This window comes from Serratia sp. 2880STDY5682894, from assembly GCF_001537385.1.
Taxonomy (GTDB): Bacteria; Pseudomonadota; Gammaproteobacteria; order Enterobacterales; family Enterobacteriaceae; genus Serratia; species Serratia nevei.
This window is the reverse complement of sequence record NZ_FCJA01000001.1, coordinates 522,471-537,668: the sequence shown is the minus strand read 5'-3', so window position 1 is coordinate 537,668 and position 15,198 is coordinate 522,471. Positions and strand designations below refer to the sequence as shown.

The window sequence follows — 15,198 nt, the reverse complement described above, 5'->3', positions numbered from 1 at the left end:
TCCAGATCTTCGATGACTTGCTCCGGCGCGGTGGTCGGCTCCGGCGCTTCATTCATCCAGGCGGTCAGCAGGCGATAAGATACCGCCAACACCACCGGGCCGATGAACAGGCCGATCATGCCGAAGGCCAGCAAACCGCCGATAACGCCGGACAGGATCAGCAGCAGCGGCAGATCGGCGCCCATGCGGATCAGCACCGGGCGCAGCACGTTATCCAGCGTGGCTACCACGCAGCTCCAGACCAGTAACACGGTGCCCCAGGTGGTGTCGCCATGCCAGTACAGCCAGATGATGGCCGGCACCAGCACCAACAGCGGCCCCAATTGCGCCACGCAGCAGATAAAGATCAGCATCGTCAACAGGGTGGCGGCCGGAATGCCGCTCACCGCCAGACCGATACCGCCCAGTACTGACTGCACCAGCGCCGTCACCACTACGCCCAGCGCGACGGCGCGGATCGCCTGGCCACCCAGCAGCACCGCCGCATCGCCGCGCGCAGAACCGAGGCGCACTGCAAAGTGGCGGATACCCAGCGCTACCTGCTCGCCGCGTGCATACAGCAATGCGCTGAACAGCAGCATCAGCGCGCAGTGCAGCAGCAGACGGCCGATATGCGCCGCCTGCGCCACGAACCAGGTGGCGGTCTGGCCGAAGTACGGCTGCACCTTCGCCAGCAGCGCGGCGCCGCCGGCGTTAATCAGCGTGTGGTAGCTGGTGTAGAGCCTGTCGCCGATCATCGGCACGGACTGCAGCCAGGCGAGATCGGGAATATGCAGCTTGCCCGGCGAACTGGCCCAGGCGATCAGCGGCGCGCTGTTATCCACCACGCTGCTGATCAGCAGGGAGATCGGCAGAATGAACAGCAGGATCAGCAGCAGGGTCATGACCAACACTGCCAGCGAACGGCGGCCCCACAGCAGTTTTTGCAGTTTGAGCAGCAGCGGCCAGGTGGCGATCACCACCATGCCCGCCCAGGCGAAGCCGAGAATAAACGGTTGGATCACCCAAAAACAGGCGACGATCATGATGGCGATAAACAGCACGCCGAAAATAATTCGCGGTAAGTCGTAACGCGATTGCGGGAGTGGCATCAGTGGCTTCTCATCCTGGTCAATTAAATCCCTGGCACCGGGGAATCGGGGTGCCTGTCGGTCGGTTTATCACCGCCGGGCGGCCGCCTGTGGCGGCGCTCGCAGGGCGGTAATAATGTGAATGCCTTCACTAAACGAGTATGTTAGTTTTTAGTGTCACTAAAAAATAGGGTGGGTCTGAATTAAAGGCCCGATTCAGCGTACAACAGCGCATAAAAAATAGACGGACAGGGTCAAAAAAGCGAATGATCCCACAGATTTCTCAGGCGCCCGGCCTCGTTCAACGGGTGCTCGACTTTTTGGAAGCACTGAAGCAAAACGGATTCAACGGCGACACCGCCACCAGCTACGCTGACCGGCTGACGATGGCCACCGACAACAGCATCTATCAGCTGTTGCCCGATGCGGTGGTGTTCCCCCGTTCCACCGCCGACGTGGCGCTGATCGCCCGCCTGGCCGGGGAGGAGCGATTCAAGACGCTGACCTTCAGCCCGCGCGGCGGCGGCACCGGCACCAACGGCCAGTCGCTCAATACCGGCATCGTGGTCGATATGTCGCGCCATATGAACCGCATTCTGGAGATCAACGTCGAACAAGGCTGGGTAAAAGTCGAAGCCGGGGTGATCAAGGATCAGCTGAATCAATATCTGCGGCCGTTTGGCTACTTCTTCTCGCCGGAACTGTCCACCAGCAACCGCGCCACGCTGGGCGGCATGATCAATACCGACGCCTCCGGCCAGGGCTCGTTGGTGTATGGCAAAACCTCCGATCACGTGTTGGGTCTGCGGGCGGTGCTGCTGGGTGGTGAGATGATCGATACCCGCGCCATGCCGACGGCGCTGGCGGAAACGATTGCTCTGGAAGAGACCGCCGAAGGGCGCATCTACCGCACGGTGCTCAACCGCTGCCGCGAGCAGCGCGCGCTGATCCTGGAGAAATTCCCCAAGCTCAACCGCTTCCTCACCGGTTACGATCTGCGCCACGTGCTGAGCGACGATCTGCAAACCTTCGATCTGACGCGAATCCTGACCGGCGCCGAAGGCACGCTGGCGTTTATCACCGAGGCGCGGCTGGACATCACGCCGCTGCCGAAAGTGCGCCGTTTGGTTAACGTAAAATACGACTCCTTCGACTCGGCGCTGCGCAATGCACCCTTTATGGTCGAAGCCAAGGCGCTGTCGGTGGAAACCATCGATTCCAAGGTGCTGAACCTGGCGCGTGAAGACATCGTTTGGCACTCGGTGAACGAACTGATCGCCGACGTGCCGGATAAAGAGATGCTCGGGCTGAACATCGTCGAGTTCGCCGGCGACGATCGGGCGCTGATCGACGGCCAGATGGAAACCCTGTGCCAACGGCTGGACGAACTGATCGCGCAGCGGCAGGGCGGCGTGATCGGTTACCAAATCTGCGGCGATCTGGCGGGCATCGAGCGCATTTACAACATGCGCAAGAAGGCGGTCGGGCTGCTGGGTAACGCCAAGGGCCGCGCCAAGCCGATTCCGTTCGCCGAGGACACCTGCGTGCCGCCGCAACACCTGGCGGACTATATCGTCGAATTCCGTCAACTGCTCGACGACCACCACCTGAGCTACGGCATGTTCGGCCACGTCGACGCCGGGGTGCTGCACGTGCGCCCGGCGCTCGACATGTGCGACCCGCAGCAGGAGGTGCTGATGAAGCAGATCTCCGATCGGGTGGTGGCGCTGACCGCCAAATACGGCGGCCTGCTGTGGGGGGAGCACGGCAAGGGGTTCCGCGCGGAATACAGCCCTGAGTTCTTCGGCGAAACGCTGTATGAAGAGCTGCGCCGCATCAAGGCGGCATTCGATCCGGATAACCGCCTGAACCCGGGCAAGATCTGTTCGCCGCTGGCGGTGGATGCGCCGATGATGCAGGTGGACGCGGTCAAGCGTGGCACCTTCGATCGCCAGATCCCGGTCGAAGTGCGCACCTCATTCCGCGGCGCGCTGGAGTGTAATGGCAACGGCCTGTGCTTCAACTTCGACGTGCGCAGCCCGATGTGCCCGTCGATGAAGATCAGCGGCAACCGCATTCATTCACCGAAAGGGCGGGCGACGCTGGTGCGCGAGTGGCTGCGTCTGTTGGCCGAGCAGGGCGTCGATCCGCTGGCGCTGGAGAAAGAGCTGCCGCAGCAGCGAGTCAGCCTGCGCGGTTTGATCGAAAAGACCCGCAACAGCTGGCATGCCAGCAAGGGCGAGTATGATTTCTCGCACGAAGTGAAAGAGGCGATGTCCGGCTGCCTGGCCTGCAAGGCCTGCTCTACCCAGTGCCCGATCAAGATTGACGTGCCGGGATTCCGTTCGCGCTTCCTGCAGCTCTACCACACCCGCTATCTGCGCCCGGTAAGCGACTACATGGTCGCCGGCGTGGAGAGCTATACCCCGTTGATGGCCCGCGCGCCGAAGGTGTTCAACTTCTTCTTCCGCCAGCCGTGGCTGCGGGAGATGAGCCGCAACGCCATCGGCATGGTCGATCTGCCGCTGCTGTCCAGCCCGACGCTGCGTCAGCAGCTGTCCGGCCACCGCGCGACCACGCTGACGCTGGAGCAGCTGGAAGGGCTAAGCGCCGAGCAGCGCGCAGAACACGTGCTTATCGTCCAGGATCCGTTCACCAGCTATTACGACGCCAAAGTGGTGGCGGACTTTGTCCGGCTGGTGGAGAAGCTCGGCTATCAACCGGTGCTGCTGCCGTTCTCGCCGAACGGCAAGGCGCAGCATGTGAAAGGTTTCCTGACGCGCTTTGCCCGCACCGCGCGCAAAACCGCCGATTTCCTCAACCGTGTGGCGCAGCTCGGCATGCCGCTGGTGGGCGTCGATCCGGCGCTGGTGCTGTGCTACCGCGACGAATACCGCGAGATCCTCGGCGCCGAGCGCGGCGATTTCCAGGTGCAGCTGGTGCATGAATGGCTGCAGCAGCGGATTGCGGATCGCGCCGAACAGCCGGCGACCGGCGAGCCGTGGTATCTGTTCGGCCACTGCACCGAAACCACCGCGCTGCCGGCCAGCGGCCAACAGTGGGCGGCGATCTTCGCCCGCTTCGGCGCCAAACTGGAGAACGTCAGCGTCGGCTGCTGCGGCATGGCGGGCACTTACGGCCATGAAGCCAAGAACCTGCAAAACTCGCTCGGCATTTATGAGCTATCATGGCATCCGACGCTGCAGCGTTTGCCGCGGCAGCGTTGCCTGGCGACCGGCTATTCCTGCCGCAGCCAGGTGAAACGCATCGAGGGCAATGGCGTGCGCCACCCATTACAGGCACTTCTGGAGATGATTGAGTGAAATTGTGGAAACGTGAAACATCGCTGGAGCAGCTGAACCGCGCCGGCGACGGCTGCATGGTCAGCCATGTGGGCATCGAGTTTACCCAACTGGGCGAAGATTTCCTCGAGGCCACCATGCCGGTCGATGGCCGCACCCGGCAGCCGTTCGGGCTGTTGCACGGCGGGGCATCGGTGGTGTTGGCGGAGTCGATGGGATCGATGGCCGGCTACCTGTGCAGCGAAGGCGAGCAGAAAGTGGTGGGGCTGGAGATCAACGCCAACCACCTGCGCGCGGTGTTCGATGGCCAGGTGCGCGGGGTGTGTCGCGCACTGCACGTCGGCCGTCGCCATCAGGTGTGGCAAATCGAGATCTTCGACGCGCGCGATCGGCTGTGCTGCACCTCGCGTCTGACCACGGCGGTCATCGACTGATTCCCGCCGGTTTCCGCAGGCGTTCGGCCTGCGGAGCCTTTCGCCTTACAGCTGAAACGGAACGCGTTTGACGAAGTCCTTTTGAAACGCGTTCGCCTTCTCCCAGGTGCCTTCCATTGCATATTTTTGGCAGATCAGCGTCAGCGTGTGGCGGGCGAAGTGGTAGCTTTGCACCCGAAACAGCTGGCAGCGCTGTGGGTTGTTGATCTCGACGATCAGCCGGTTGTGCAGCTTGCTGAGCGCGTGCAGGTAGCTGTCGTCGTCGCCGTTCTCCAGACACAGATTGGCCATGGTGAGGCTGACGCTGTTGTACCGCTTCAGATGGTCGATATTGCATTCCGGGCGCCGCAGCGCCGCTTCGGCCATATAAAAGTCCACCGTGGCGTCGCGCACGCTGAATTTGTATTCATCAATCTTGCCCAGCAACCATGCGTTGATCGAAAGAGTCATTGGCTTCGCGCTCAAATTCAAATTGAATGATAATCATTATCATATAAACTGCCGCGTTGCCGATCAATCCCGGCGCGGCGTTTTTTTATTGCTCAGGAGGGTAAAAGACCGCCGCCGACCCAACTTAATCCTGAGCGACTAAACTTTAACCTGAGGGCCGCGCGCTTGCGCCGCGCCACGAAATGCCGATAAACGCACATTTACGACAGACAGAATGCAGAAATAGGTATTTTCTATGAATGTTTAGATCGGCAACGCACCGCAGCGCTGTAACGCTGACGGGCCACCGGGGAGTGCGGTACGGTGATGCAGGATAGATAACGAATTCATAGGGATAGCATGCACACCTTGCCGCCTGACGCCGCAAGCCGCCACGGGTGTCCCGTTGGCTTGCCGCGCGCCGCAGCGAAAAACCGCGCTCGCGGCGGATACCCCCGCAAAACAAACGGTTGAAGTGATAATCGTTATCACTAACATATAAGCAACCCAGATTGGCTGTGGCCAAACACGAGTGTGAGGTAGACCCTATGCAAACGGAAAATGTCGGCACTTTTTCTCTGGATGAAAATGTCTGGCAAGGCATTTCGCTCAGCGACAGCGCCGTACGACAAATAACGAAACTGATGCAGCAGGATCCGCAGGTGAAAGGGCTGCAGCTAGGGGTGAAACAATCCGGCTGCGCCGGCTTTGCCTATGTGCTGGATCTGACCCGCGAACCCGCCGATGACGATCTGCTGTTTGAGCGCGACGGCGCCAAACTCTATGTGCCGCTGAAGGCTATGCCGTTCATCGACGGCACCACGGTAGATTATGTCCGCGAAGGGCTGAATCAGATATTCAAATTCAATAACCCTAAAGCTCAGCATGCCTGCGGGTGCGGCGAGAGCTTTGGCGTTTGAGCGATGCAATCAACATGACACGAAGCAATGTAGAAATGCCTAATGAAGTGCAGGCTTGGGTCAGCGAAGGTCGCTACAAAGAAGGTTTCTTCACCCAGCTGGCAACCGATGAGTTGGCCAAAGGCATCAACGAAGAGGTGGTGCGAGCCATCTCGGCCAAGCGCAACGAACCCGAGTGGATGCTGGAATTCCGCCTCGAGGCCTACCGTGCCTGGCTGCAGATGGAAGAGCCGCACTGGCTGAAGGCCAATTATGATCGCCTGAACTACCAGGACTACAGTTACTATTCGGCGCCGTCCTGCGGCAGCTGCGACGATGCCTGCGGTTCGCAACCCGGCGCCGAGCAGCAACCGGGCGCGGCGACGGAAAAAGATTACCTGACCAGCGAAGTGGAGCTGGCGTTCAATCAGCTCGGCGTGCCGGTGCGCGAGGGCAGCGAGGTGGCGGTGGACGCCATCTTCGACTCGGTCTCGGTCGCTACCACTTACCGTGAAAAACTGGCGGAAAGCGGGGTGATCTTCTGCTCGTTCGGCGAAGCGATCCAGGAATACCCGGATCTGGTGCGTCAGTACCTGGGCCGCGTGGTGCCCTCCAACGATAACTTCTTCGCCGCGCTGAACGCCGCGGTGGCCTCCGACGGCACCTTCGTCTATGTGCCGAAAGGCGTGCGCTGCCCGATGGAGCTGTCGACCTATTTCCGTATCAACGCCGCCAAAACCGGCCAGTTCGAGCGCACCATCCTGATCGCCGACGAAGGCAGCTATGTCAGCTACATCGAAGGCTGCTCGGCCCCGGTGCGCGACAGCTACCAGCTGCACGCGGCGGTGGTGGAAGTGATCCTGCATAAAGACGCCGAAGTGAAATACTCGACGGTGCAGAACTGGTTCTCCGGCGGCGAGAGCAAGGGCGGCATCCTCAACTTCGTCACCAAGCGCGCGCTGTGCGAAGGCGCCGGCTCGAAAATGTCCTGGACCCAGTCGGAAACCGGCTCGGCCATCACCTGGAAATACCCGAGCGTGATTTTGCAGGGCGACAATTCGATCGGCGAATTCTTCTCGGTGGCGCTGACCAGCGGCCATCAGCAGGCGGACACCGGCACCAAGATGATCCACATCGGCAAAAACACCAAGTCGACCATCATCGCCAAAGGCATCTCCGCCGGCCACAGCGAGAACACCTATCGCGGCCTGGTGAAAATCCTGCCGGGGGCGGAAAACGCCCGTAACTTTACCCAGTGCGACTCGATGCTGATCGGGCCGGACAGCGGTGCCCACACGTTCCCTTACGTTGAAGCGCGCAACAACAGCGCTCAGCTGGAGCACGAAGCCACCACCTCGAAGATCGGCGACGACCAGCTGTTCTACTGCCTGCAGCGCGGCATCAGCGAGGATGACGCCATTTCGATGATCGTCAACGGCTTCTGCAAGGACGTTTTCTCCGAGCTGCCGCTGGAGTTCGCCGTCGAGGCGCAGAAACTTCTGGCCATCAGCCTGGAACACAGCGTGGGTTAATCGCCGCATTTTTAGCGCCGTCGGCGCTATCTGAGGACACAGCATGTTAAGCATCAAGAATTTGAAAGTCAGCGTGGAAGGCAACGAGATCCTCAAGGGATTGGATCTGGAGATCAAACCGGGCGAAGTGCACGCCATCATGGGGCCGAACGGCTCGGGCAAGAGCACGCTGTCCGCCACGCTGGCCGGGCGTGAAGAGTACGAAGTGACCGAAGGGGAAGTCACCTTCAAGGGCAAGGATCTGCTGGAGCTGGATCCGGAAGATCGCGCCGGCGAAGGCGTGTTCCTGGCCTTCCAGTACCCGGTGGAGATCCCTGGCGTCAGCAACCATTTCTTTCTGCAGACGTCGGTCAACGCGGTGCGCAAATACCGCGAGCAGGAGCCGCTGGATCGCTTTGACTTCGCCGATTTCATCGAAGAGAAAATCGCGCTGCTGGATATGCCGGCCGATCTGTTGACCCGTTCGGTCAACGTCGGCTTCTCCGGCGGTGAGAAAAAACGCAACGATATTCTGCAGATGGCGGCGCTGGAGCCGGATCTGTGCATTCTCGATGAAACCGACTCGGGCCTGGACATCGACGCGCTGAAGATCGTCGCCAACGGCGTCAACTCGCTGCGGGACGGCAAGCGCGCCTTTATCATCGTGACCCACTATCAGCGCATTCTGGACTACATCAAACCGGATTACGTACACGTGCTGTCCCAGGGGCGCATCGTTAAATCCGGCGATTTCTCGCTGGTGAAACAGTTGGAGGAGCAGGGCTATGGCTGGCTTACCGACCAACAGTAATTCAAACGCGCTGCAGCAGCTGTATCGCCTGTTCGAAGGCCGCGGCGGCGAGCGTTCGCCGCATGCGCTGGCGCACTGGCAGCAGGCGCTGCGCCTCGGCTGGCCGACGCGCAAGCATGAAAACTGGAAATACACGCCGCTGGAGAGCCTGCTGGAGCAGCAGTTCCTCGATCCGCAGCCCGCGCCGGTGAGCGCAGAGCAGCTTGAGGCGCTGGCGCTCGGCATCGATGCCTGTCGGCTGGTGTTTATCGACGGCCGCTACAGCGCCGCGCTCAGCGATGGCGATCTGGGCGACTACCAGTTCGAGTTGACCGCCTACGGCACGCCGCAGGCGCTGCCGGAGCCGATCCAGCCGGAGATTTTCCTGCACCTGACCGAAAGCCTGGCGCAGGAAACAAGCCTGATTCGTTTGCCGGCCGGCAAGGCCCCGGCCCGCCCGCTGTACCTGCTGCACATCAGCAGCGGACGCGGCGCCACCGGGGAAGTGAACACCGTGCATCATCGTCACCATCTGGAGATCGGGCGCGGCGCCGAGGCGGAAGTGATTGAACACTATGTCAGCCTGGGCGAGGCCGCGCACTTCACCGGCGCGCGCCTGACCGCCAACGTGGCGGACAACGCCGGGCTGTTGCACTGCAAGCTGGCGTTTGAGAGCCAGCCGAGCTACCACTTTGCCCATAACGATCTGGTTATCGGCCGCGACGCGCGGGTGAAAAGCGACAGCTTCCTGCTGGGCGCCGGCCTGACGCGGCACAACACCAGCGCACAGCTGAACGGCGAAGGCGCAAACCTGGTGATCAACAGCCTGGTGCTGCCGGTGGGCAAAGAGATCTGCGATACCCGCACCTATCTGGAGCACAACAAAGGCTATTGCGAAAGCCGCCAGCTGCATAAAACCGTGGTCAGCGATCGCGGCAAGGCGGTGTTCAACGGCATGATCAAAGTGGCCAAGCACGCGATCAAAACCGACGGCCAGATGACCAACCATAACCTGCTGTTGGGTAAGGTGGCGGAAGTGGATACCAAGCCGCAGCTGGAGATCTACGCCGACGACGTCAAATGCAGCCACGGCGCCACCGTGGGGCGTATCGATGAAGAGCAGCTGTTCTATCTGCAGTCGCGCGGCATCGACAAACACGCGGCGCAGCAGATGATCATCTTTGCCTTCGCCGCCGAGCTGACCGAAGGCATCGCCAACGACATCATCCGGGAACGGGTGCTGGCGCGCATCGCCCAGCGTCTGCCGGGGGAGGCTGCATGAGTTATCCGATTGAACGCGTGCGCAGCGATTTTCCACTGCTGGCGCGTGAGGTGAACGGCCAACCGCTGGCCTATCTCGACAGCGCCGCCAGCGCGCAGAAACCGCAGGCGGTGATCGACCGCGAGCTGGAGTTCTACCGCCACGGTTATGCGGCGGTGCATCGCGGCATCCACACCCTGAGCGCCGAGGCGACTCAGCAGATGGAAGCGGTGCGGGAGCAGGCGGCGCGCTTTATCAACGCCGCCTCGGCGGAAGAGATGGTGTTCGTCAAAGGCACCACCGAAGGCATCAATCTGGTGGCCAACAGCTTTGGCCGCCACCTGCTGCAGCCGGGCGATGCGATTCTCATCACCGAGATGGAGCACCACGCCAACATCGTGCCGTGGCAGATGCTGGCGGAGGAGCGCGGGCTGCAGCTGCGGGTGTGGCCGCTACAGCCGGACGGTACGCTGGATCTGGCGCGGCTGCCGGAACTGGTCGATGCGTCCTGTAAACTGCTGGCGCTGACCGAGGTCTCCAACGTGCTGGGCACCGTCAACCCGGTGCGCGACATTATCGCCCGCGCCAGAGCCCTGGCGCCGAATTTGACGGTGCTGGTGGACGGCGCGCAGGCGGTGATGCACCAGCGCGTCGATGTCCAGGCGCTGGACTGCGATTTTTATGTGTTTTCCGGCCACAAGCTGTACGGTCCTTCCGGCATCGGCATGCTGTATGGCCGCCAGGCGCTGCTGCAGCAGATGCCGCCGTGGGAAGGGGGCGGCTCGATGATCCGCCAGGTCAGCCTGACGGCGGGCACCACCTTCGCCGATCCGCCGTGGCGCTTCGAGGCCGGTTCGCCGAACACCGCCGGCATCATGGGGCTGGGGGCGGCGTTTGATTACGTTGAAGCCCTGGGCCTGAATGCGATCCACGATTATGAACAGTCGCTGATGCACTACGCGCTGAAGGCGCTCAGCCAGGTGCCGACGCTGAAAGTCTATGGCCCGGCCCATCGCGCCGGGGTGATCGCCTTCAATCTGGGGGAACACCATGCCTATGACGTCGGCAGCTTCCTCGATCAGTACGGCATCGCCATTCGCACCGGCCATCACTGCGCCATGCCGCTGATGGCGTTTTATCAGGTGCCGAGCATGTGCCGCGCTTCGCTGGCGTTATATAATACCCGCGAAGAGGTGGACCGGCTGGTGGCCGGGCTGCAACGCATTCATCAGCTATTAGGCTAGGCCGGGGCGCGTCCCCGGCGGTACAAAAGGATCCCCATGGCGAATTTGCCGGACAAAGATAAATTGGTGCGAAATTTCTCCCGCTGTTTGAACTGGGAGGAGAAATACCTGTACGTGATTGAACTCGGCGCCAAATTGCCGCCGCTGGACGAGGCTGAGCGGCAGGCCGGCAACCTGATCTCCGGCTGTCAGAGCCAGGTGTGGATTGTGATGCGCCTCGATGAGCAAGGGCAGGTCGAGTTTCACGGCGACAGCGACGCGGCGATCGTCAAAGGCCTGCTGGCGGTGGTGTTTATTCTGTATCGCCAATTGACGCCGCAGCAGATTGTCGAGCTCGACGTGCGGCCGTTTTTCGCCGAGCTGGCGCTCAGCCAACACCTGACGCCTTCGCGTTCACAGGGGCTGGAGGCGATGATCCGCGCCATTCGCAGTAAAGCCGCGCAGCTGGCCTGAGCCTGAACGCCCCCGTTCTTAAGGGCTCATTGATACATTCGTTTTGTCAATGAGCCTTTACAATCCACGCTTTCCCCCCAGATAACATCCCCAATTCAGTGATATTTCAGCAGCTTATCCGTTGACGTTTCGTTGACAATCAGCGGCGGTGATTACGTTATAACGTGTTGATTTTTAGAGAACTTATTGCCTTTGATGCCAGCATTGCTAGTATTAATCAGGTATTGTCTGATTTACCCGCCGCCGGGCGCTCGTTAGCCTTGGGGACGAACCGTCATAAAAAATATAGGGATGATAATGAAACGTGCGTTGAGTTTAATGGGCATGGTCTTCGCCACCGTATTGGCGGGCACGCAGGCCGCCAATGCGACCGAGTACCCGCTGCCGCCGCCGGACAGCCGTCTGATCGGTGAAAACACCACTTATACCGTGCCAAACGACGGCCGTCCGCTGGAGGCGATCGCCGCCGACTACAAGATTGGCCTGCTGGGCATGCTGGAAGCCAACCCCGGCACCGACCCGTTCCTGCCTAAGCCGGGTACGGTGCTGACCATTCCGACCCAAATGCTGCTGCCTGATACCAAGCGTGAAGGGATCATCGTCAACCTGGCCGAGCTGCGCCTTTACTACTATCCGAAAGGCGAGAACAAAGTGATCGTCTATCCGATCGGCATCGGCCAGACCGGGATGCACACGCCGCTGGAAGTGACCTCCGTGAGCCAGAAGATCCCCAACCCGACCTGGACGCCTACCGCCAACATCCGCAAACGCTATCAGTCCCAGGGCGTGACGCTGCCTGCGGTGGTGCCGGCCGGCCCTGAGAACCCGATGGGGCTGTTCGCCCTGCGTCTGGCGATGGGGCGCGGTGAATACCTGATCCACGGCACCAATGCCAACTTCGGGATCGGCATGCGAGTCAGCTCCGGCTGTATTCGTCTGCGTCCGACGGACATCGAAGCGCTGTTCAACCAGGTGCCACGCGGTACGCGGGTGCAGGTGATCAACGATCCGGTGAAGATTTCGGTTGAGCCGGACGGCAAACGCTATGTGGAAGTGCACCAGCCGCTGTCGCGGGTAGAAAGCGACGATCCGCAGACCATGCCGATTGCGTTGTCTAAAGCGGAGAAAGCCTTCGCTGCAGATGGGCAAACCGATCGCGCCGTGTTCGATAGCGCGGTTGTACGCCGTTCTGGCATGCCGGTGCTGGTCAACGTGGGGGAGAACCCGTCTGAGGTGAGTTTAACGCCTGTAGCGGCGCCTGCGGCGAATAAGAGCCCATTCAAGGCAGCGCCAATCAGTTCAGTGAACTAAGTTTGCAGGACTGAGCGGTCGAAGAGGGGGTCAGCGTGCTGAGCCTCTTTTTTTTTTGCCTGCCGAAGGAGAACCCCCGGGCCGATGAGCAGGCAAAAAAAACGGCGCACAATGTGCGCCGTTTTCAATAACCAAAGCTAACTTACTTTTTGTAAGCGTGAGCTTGGTTGTCCAGACGCTGGTTAGCGCGTGCTGCGTCGTCTTTAGCCGCTTGAACGTCAGAACGCATTGCGTTCACGTCGTTGCTCAGCTGATCAACTTTAGCGTTCAGAGTCTGAACGTCAGAAGACAGTTGATCGATTTTAGCGTTGCTAGAGCAGCCAGCCAGCAGAGTGGAACCCAGGATTACCGCGCCCAGTACCAGTTTAGTACGATTCATTATAACACCCTCTAGATTGAGTTAATCTCCATGTAGCGTTACAAGTATTACACAAACTTTTTTCGAAAGAGAATAATTTTTTAGTGTTGAGGTGCTTTATTTTGATCGTTCGCTCAAACTTGCATCTGGTTTTACAAATTAGTTAAAAAAACGAGGGAAAACAGCCGGCTTCCATGGGACTACTCCGATTTGTTATTAGCTAAATAATGAGCGGATCGCGGTTGCGTTTTGAGAAAAATAGTTTACTGCCGATAAAAAAAACGCCGCAAAGCGGCGTTTTGATCAAGGTAATTATGTCACGTTTTATATTACAGCACGTGTACCGAGGCGGTGTTGGTAGTGCCGCTCGGCACCAGCGCGCCGGAAACCATCACCACGACGTCGCCTTTCTGCGCCAGGCCGCTGGCCAGCGCGGCTTCTTTACCGATGCGGTAGAAGTCGTCGGTAGAGGCGATTTCCTTGACCATCTGCGGGATAACGCCCTTGCTCAGCACCAGCTGATGCGCGGTGGTTTCATTGGTGGTCAGCGCCAGGATCACCGCGTTCGGGAAGTATTTACGCACGGATTTCGCTGACTTGCCGCCGCTGGTGGCGACGACGATCAGCGGCGCGTCCAGTTTCTCGGCGGTTTCTACCGCACCGCGGCACACCGCTTCGGTGATGCGCAGCTTGCGACGGTCGTTCAGGGTATCGATGCGGCTAGGCATCACGCGATCGGTACGCTCGCAGATGGTGGCCATGATGTTGACCGCTTCCAGCGGGTATTTGCCCTTGGCGCTCTCGCCGGACAGCATGACGGCATCGGTACCGTCCAGGATGGCGTTGGCAACGTCGCCGGCTTCCGCGCGGGTAGGGCGCGGGTTCTTGATCATGGAGTCGAGCATCTGGGTGGCGGTGATCACCACTTTACGCGCGCGGTTACATTTCTCGATCATCATCTTCTGGGCGAAGATCACTTCTTCGACCGGGATCTCGACGCCCAAGTCGCCACGGGCAACCATGATGCCGTCGGACGCTTCGAGGATCTCGTCGAAGTTGTTAAGGCCTTCCTGGTTTTCGATCTTGGAGATGATCTGGATCTGCTCGCCGCCGTGGGCTTTCAGGTGTTCGCGGATCTCCAGCACGTCGGAGCGCTTGCGGATGAAGGATGCCGCCACGAAGTCGACGCCTTGTTCGCAGCCGAAGATCAGGTCGCGTTTGTCTTTTTCGGCCAGCGCAGGCAGCTGGATGGAAACGCCCGGCAGGTTGACGCCCTTGTTCTCGCCGAGATCGCCGTTGTTCAGCACCTTACAAATGACTTCGTTTTCGGTCACGTTGGTGACTTCCATGCCGATCAGGCCGTCGTCTACCAGCACGGTGTTACCGATCTTCAGGTCGGCGGCGAAGCCGGCGTAGGTGACCGCTACGCGATCGCTGTTGCCGATCACGCTCTGGTCGGTGGTGAAAGTGAAGGTTTGGCCGGCGACCAGCGAGGCGTCTTTACCGCCTTCCAGTTTCATGGTGCGAATTTCCGGGCCTTTGGTATCCAGCAGGATGCCGGCATTGATACCGGTTTTCGCCATCACGGCGCGCATGTTCTTGATGCGGTTGCCGTGCTCTTCATAGTCGCCGTGAGAGAAGTTGAGACGCATCACGTTCATGCCCGCATTGAGCAGGTTGGTCAGCATTTCTTCCGATTCGGTTTTTGGACCGATGGTACAAACAATTTTGGTCTTTTTCATGGCGGAGTTTTCTACAAGTTGTGATGGATAAAAAAACGAATTTGACCGGCGCGGTTTACGCCGGTAGGGAATTTGGGCCGTGCCTGGTGGTGAAAAACATAGTTAAGGATAGGTGACGACAGTTGAAGCGGGGCGGAAAAATTCAGCCCGCGCGGGGGCGCGGAGATGCTGCGCAACGGGGTAAGATCAGATCGTGTTGTTATAGCGTTTTCGCAGATCAAGGGCTGAAACCATTCAACTGATAGACGTTGCGCATTATAAAGGCTAAGCGGTGGGAAACAAAATAAAAAACCGCGGCGGCGCGGCGGATATGTCAAAACGGGGGCAAATGTGGCGCAAATGCAACGCGTTGCGGGCCGCTTGTTGCGCAAATAACCATGCTGTAAATACAGGT

General features: G+C 59.9%; 13 protein-coding genes. 9 read left to right on the top strand and 4 right to left on the bottom strand.

The window, feature by feature from the left end:
- A partial coding sequence (gene ydiK, locus AWX27_RS02410) for an AI-2E family transporter YdiK (protein WP_060419197.1) occupies positions 1-1,091 on the bottom strand: 1,091 nt, incomplete at its 3' end.
- 245 nt (positions 1,092-1,336) lie between these two features.
- Here ydiK and AWX27_RS02405 point away from each other — a divergent pair.
- A complete protein-coding gene (locus AWX27_RS02405) occupies positions 1,337-4,393 on the top strand; it encodes a D-2-hydroxyglutarate dehydrogenase YdiJ (protein WP_060419195.1) in 3,057 nt (1,018 codons plus the stop codon).
- The gene (menI, locus tag AWX27_RS02400) at positions 4,390-4,806 is read left to right on the top strand and encodes a 1,4-dihydroxy-2-naphthoyl-CoA hydrolase (protein ID WP_016927938.1); all 417 of its coding nucleotides are present in this window, start codon (positions 4,390-4,392) and stop codon (positions 4,804-4,806) included. Before AWX27_RS02405 ends, menI begins: the two co-directional genes overlap by 4 nt.
- Positions 4,807-4,851: 45 nt before the next feature.
- On the opposite strand, the gene AWX27_RS02395 is transcribed toward menI, so the two are convergent.
- On the bottom strand, positions 4,852-5,256 hold the full coding sequence (locus tag AWX27_RS02395; RefSeq protein WP_047727659.1) for a hypothetical protein: 405 nt from the start codon (positions 5,254-5,256) through the stop codon (positions 4,852-4,854).
- Between the two features lie 527 nt (positions 5,257-5,783).
- On the opposite strand from AWX27_RS02395, the gene sufA reads away from it, so the two are divergent.
- From sufA to AWX27_RS02360, 7 genes are all read left to right on the top strand, one after another.
- Positions 5,784-6,155: a Fe-S cluster assembly scaffold SufA gene (sufA, locus tag AWX27_RS02390; RefSeq protein ID WP_004931368.1), complete on the top strand. Its 372-nt coding sequence runs from the start codon at positions 5,784-5,786 to the stop codon at positions 6,153-6,155.
- 14 nt (positions 6,156-6,169) lie between these two features.
- Positions 6,170-7,666, top strand: coding sequence for a Fe-S cluster assembly protein SufB (gene sufB, locus AWX27_RS02385; protein WP_033638360.1), 1,497 nt, complete (start codon positions 6,170-6,172; stop codon positions 7,664-7,666).
- A gap of 43 nt (positions 7,667-7,709) precedes the next feature.
- Complete coding sequence (sufC, locus tag AWX27_RS02380; protein WP_004931365.1) at positions 7,710-8,456, top strand: Fe-S cluster assembly ATPase SufC; 747 nt, start codon at positions 7,710-7,712, stop codon at positions 8,454-8,456.
- Positions 8,431-9,717: a Fe-S cluster assembly protein SufD gene (gene sufD / locus AWX27_RS02375; RefSeq protein ID WP_060419193.1), complete on the top strand. Its 1,287-nt coding sequence runs from the start codon at positions 8,431-8,433 to the stop codon at positions 9,715-9,717. Before sufC ends, sufD begins: the two co-directional genes overlap by 26 nt.
- A complete protein-coding gene (gene sufS, locus AWX27_RS02370) occupies positions 9,714-10,940 on the top strand; it encodes a cysteine desulfurase SufS (RefSeq protein ID WP_060419190.1) in 1,227 nt (408 codons plus the stop codon). Before sufD ends, sufS begins: the two co-directional genes overlap by 4 nt.
- Before the next feature lie 36 nt (positions 10,941-10,976).
- Complete coding sequence (gene sufE / locus AWX27_RS02365; protein WP_060419188.1) at positions 10,977-11,393, top strand: cysteine desulfuration protein SufE; 417 nt, start codon at positions 10,977-10,979, stop codon at positions 11,391-11,393.
- A gap of 297 nt (positions 11,394-11,690) precedes the next feature.
- Complete coding sequence (locus AWX27_RS02360; protein ID WP_060419186.1) at positions 11,691-12,704, top strand: L,D-transpeptidase family protein; 1,014 nt, start codon at positions 11,691-11,693, stop codon at positions 12,702-12,704.
- A gap of 142 nt (positions 12,705-12,846) precedes the next feature.
- Here AWX27_RS02360 and AWX27_RS02355 read toward each other — a convergent pair whose 3' ends face one another.
- Together AWX27_RS02355 and pykF are read right to left on the bottom strand one after the other, a co-directional pair.
- A complete protein-coding gene (locus AWX27_RS02355; protein ID WP_004931354.1) occupies positions 12,847-13,083 on the bottom strand; it encodes a major outer membrane lipoprotein in 237 nt (78 codons plus the stop codon).
- Positions 13,084-13,391: 308 nt separating this feature from the next.
- Positions 13,392-14,804 (bottom strand): pyruvate kinase PykF, encoded by a 1,413-nt coding sequence (gene pykF, locus AWX27_RS02350; RefSeq protein ID WP_060419184.1) that lies wholly within the window; start codon positions 14,802-14,804, stop codon positions 13,392-13,394.
- Positions 14,805-15,198: the final 394 nt, after the last annotated feature.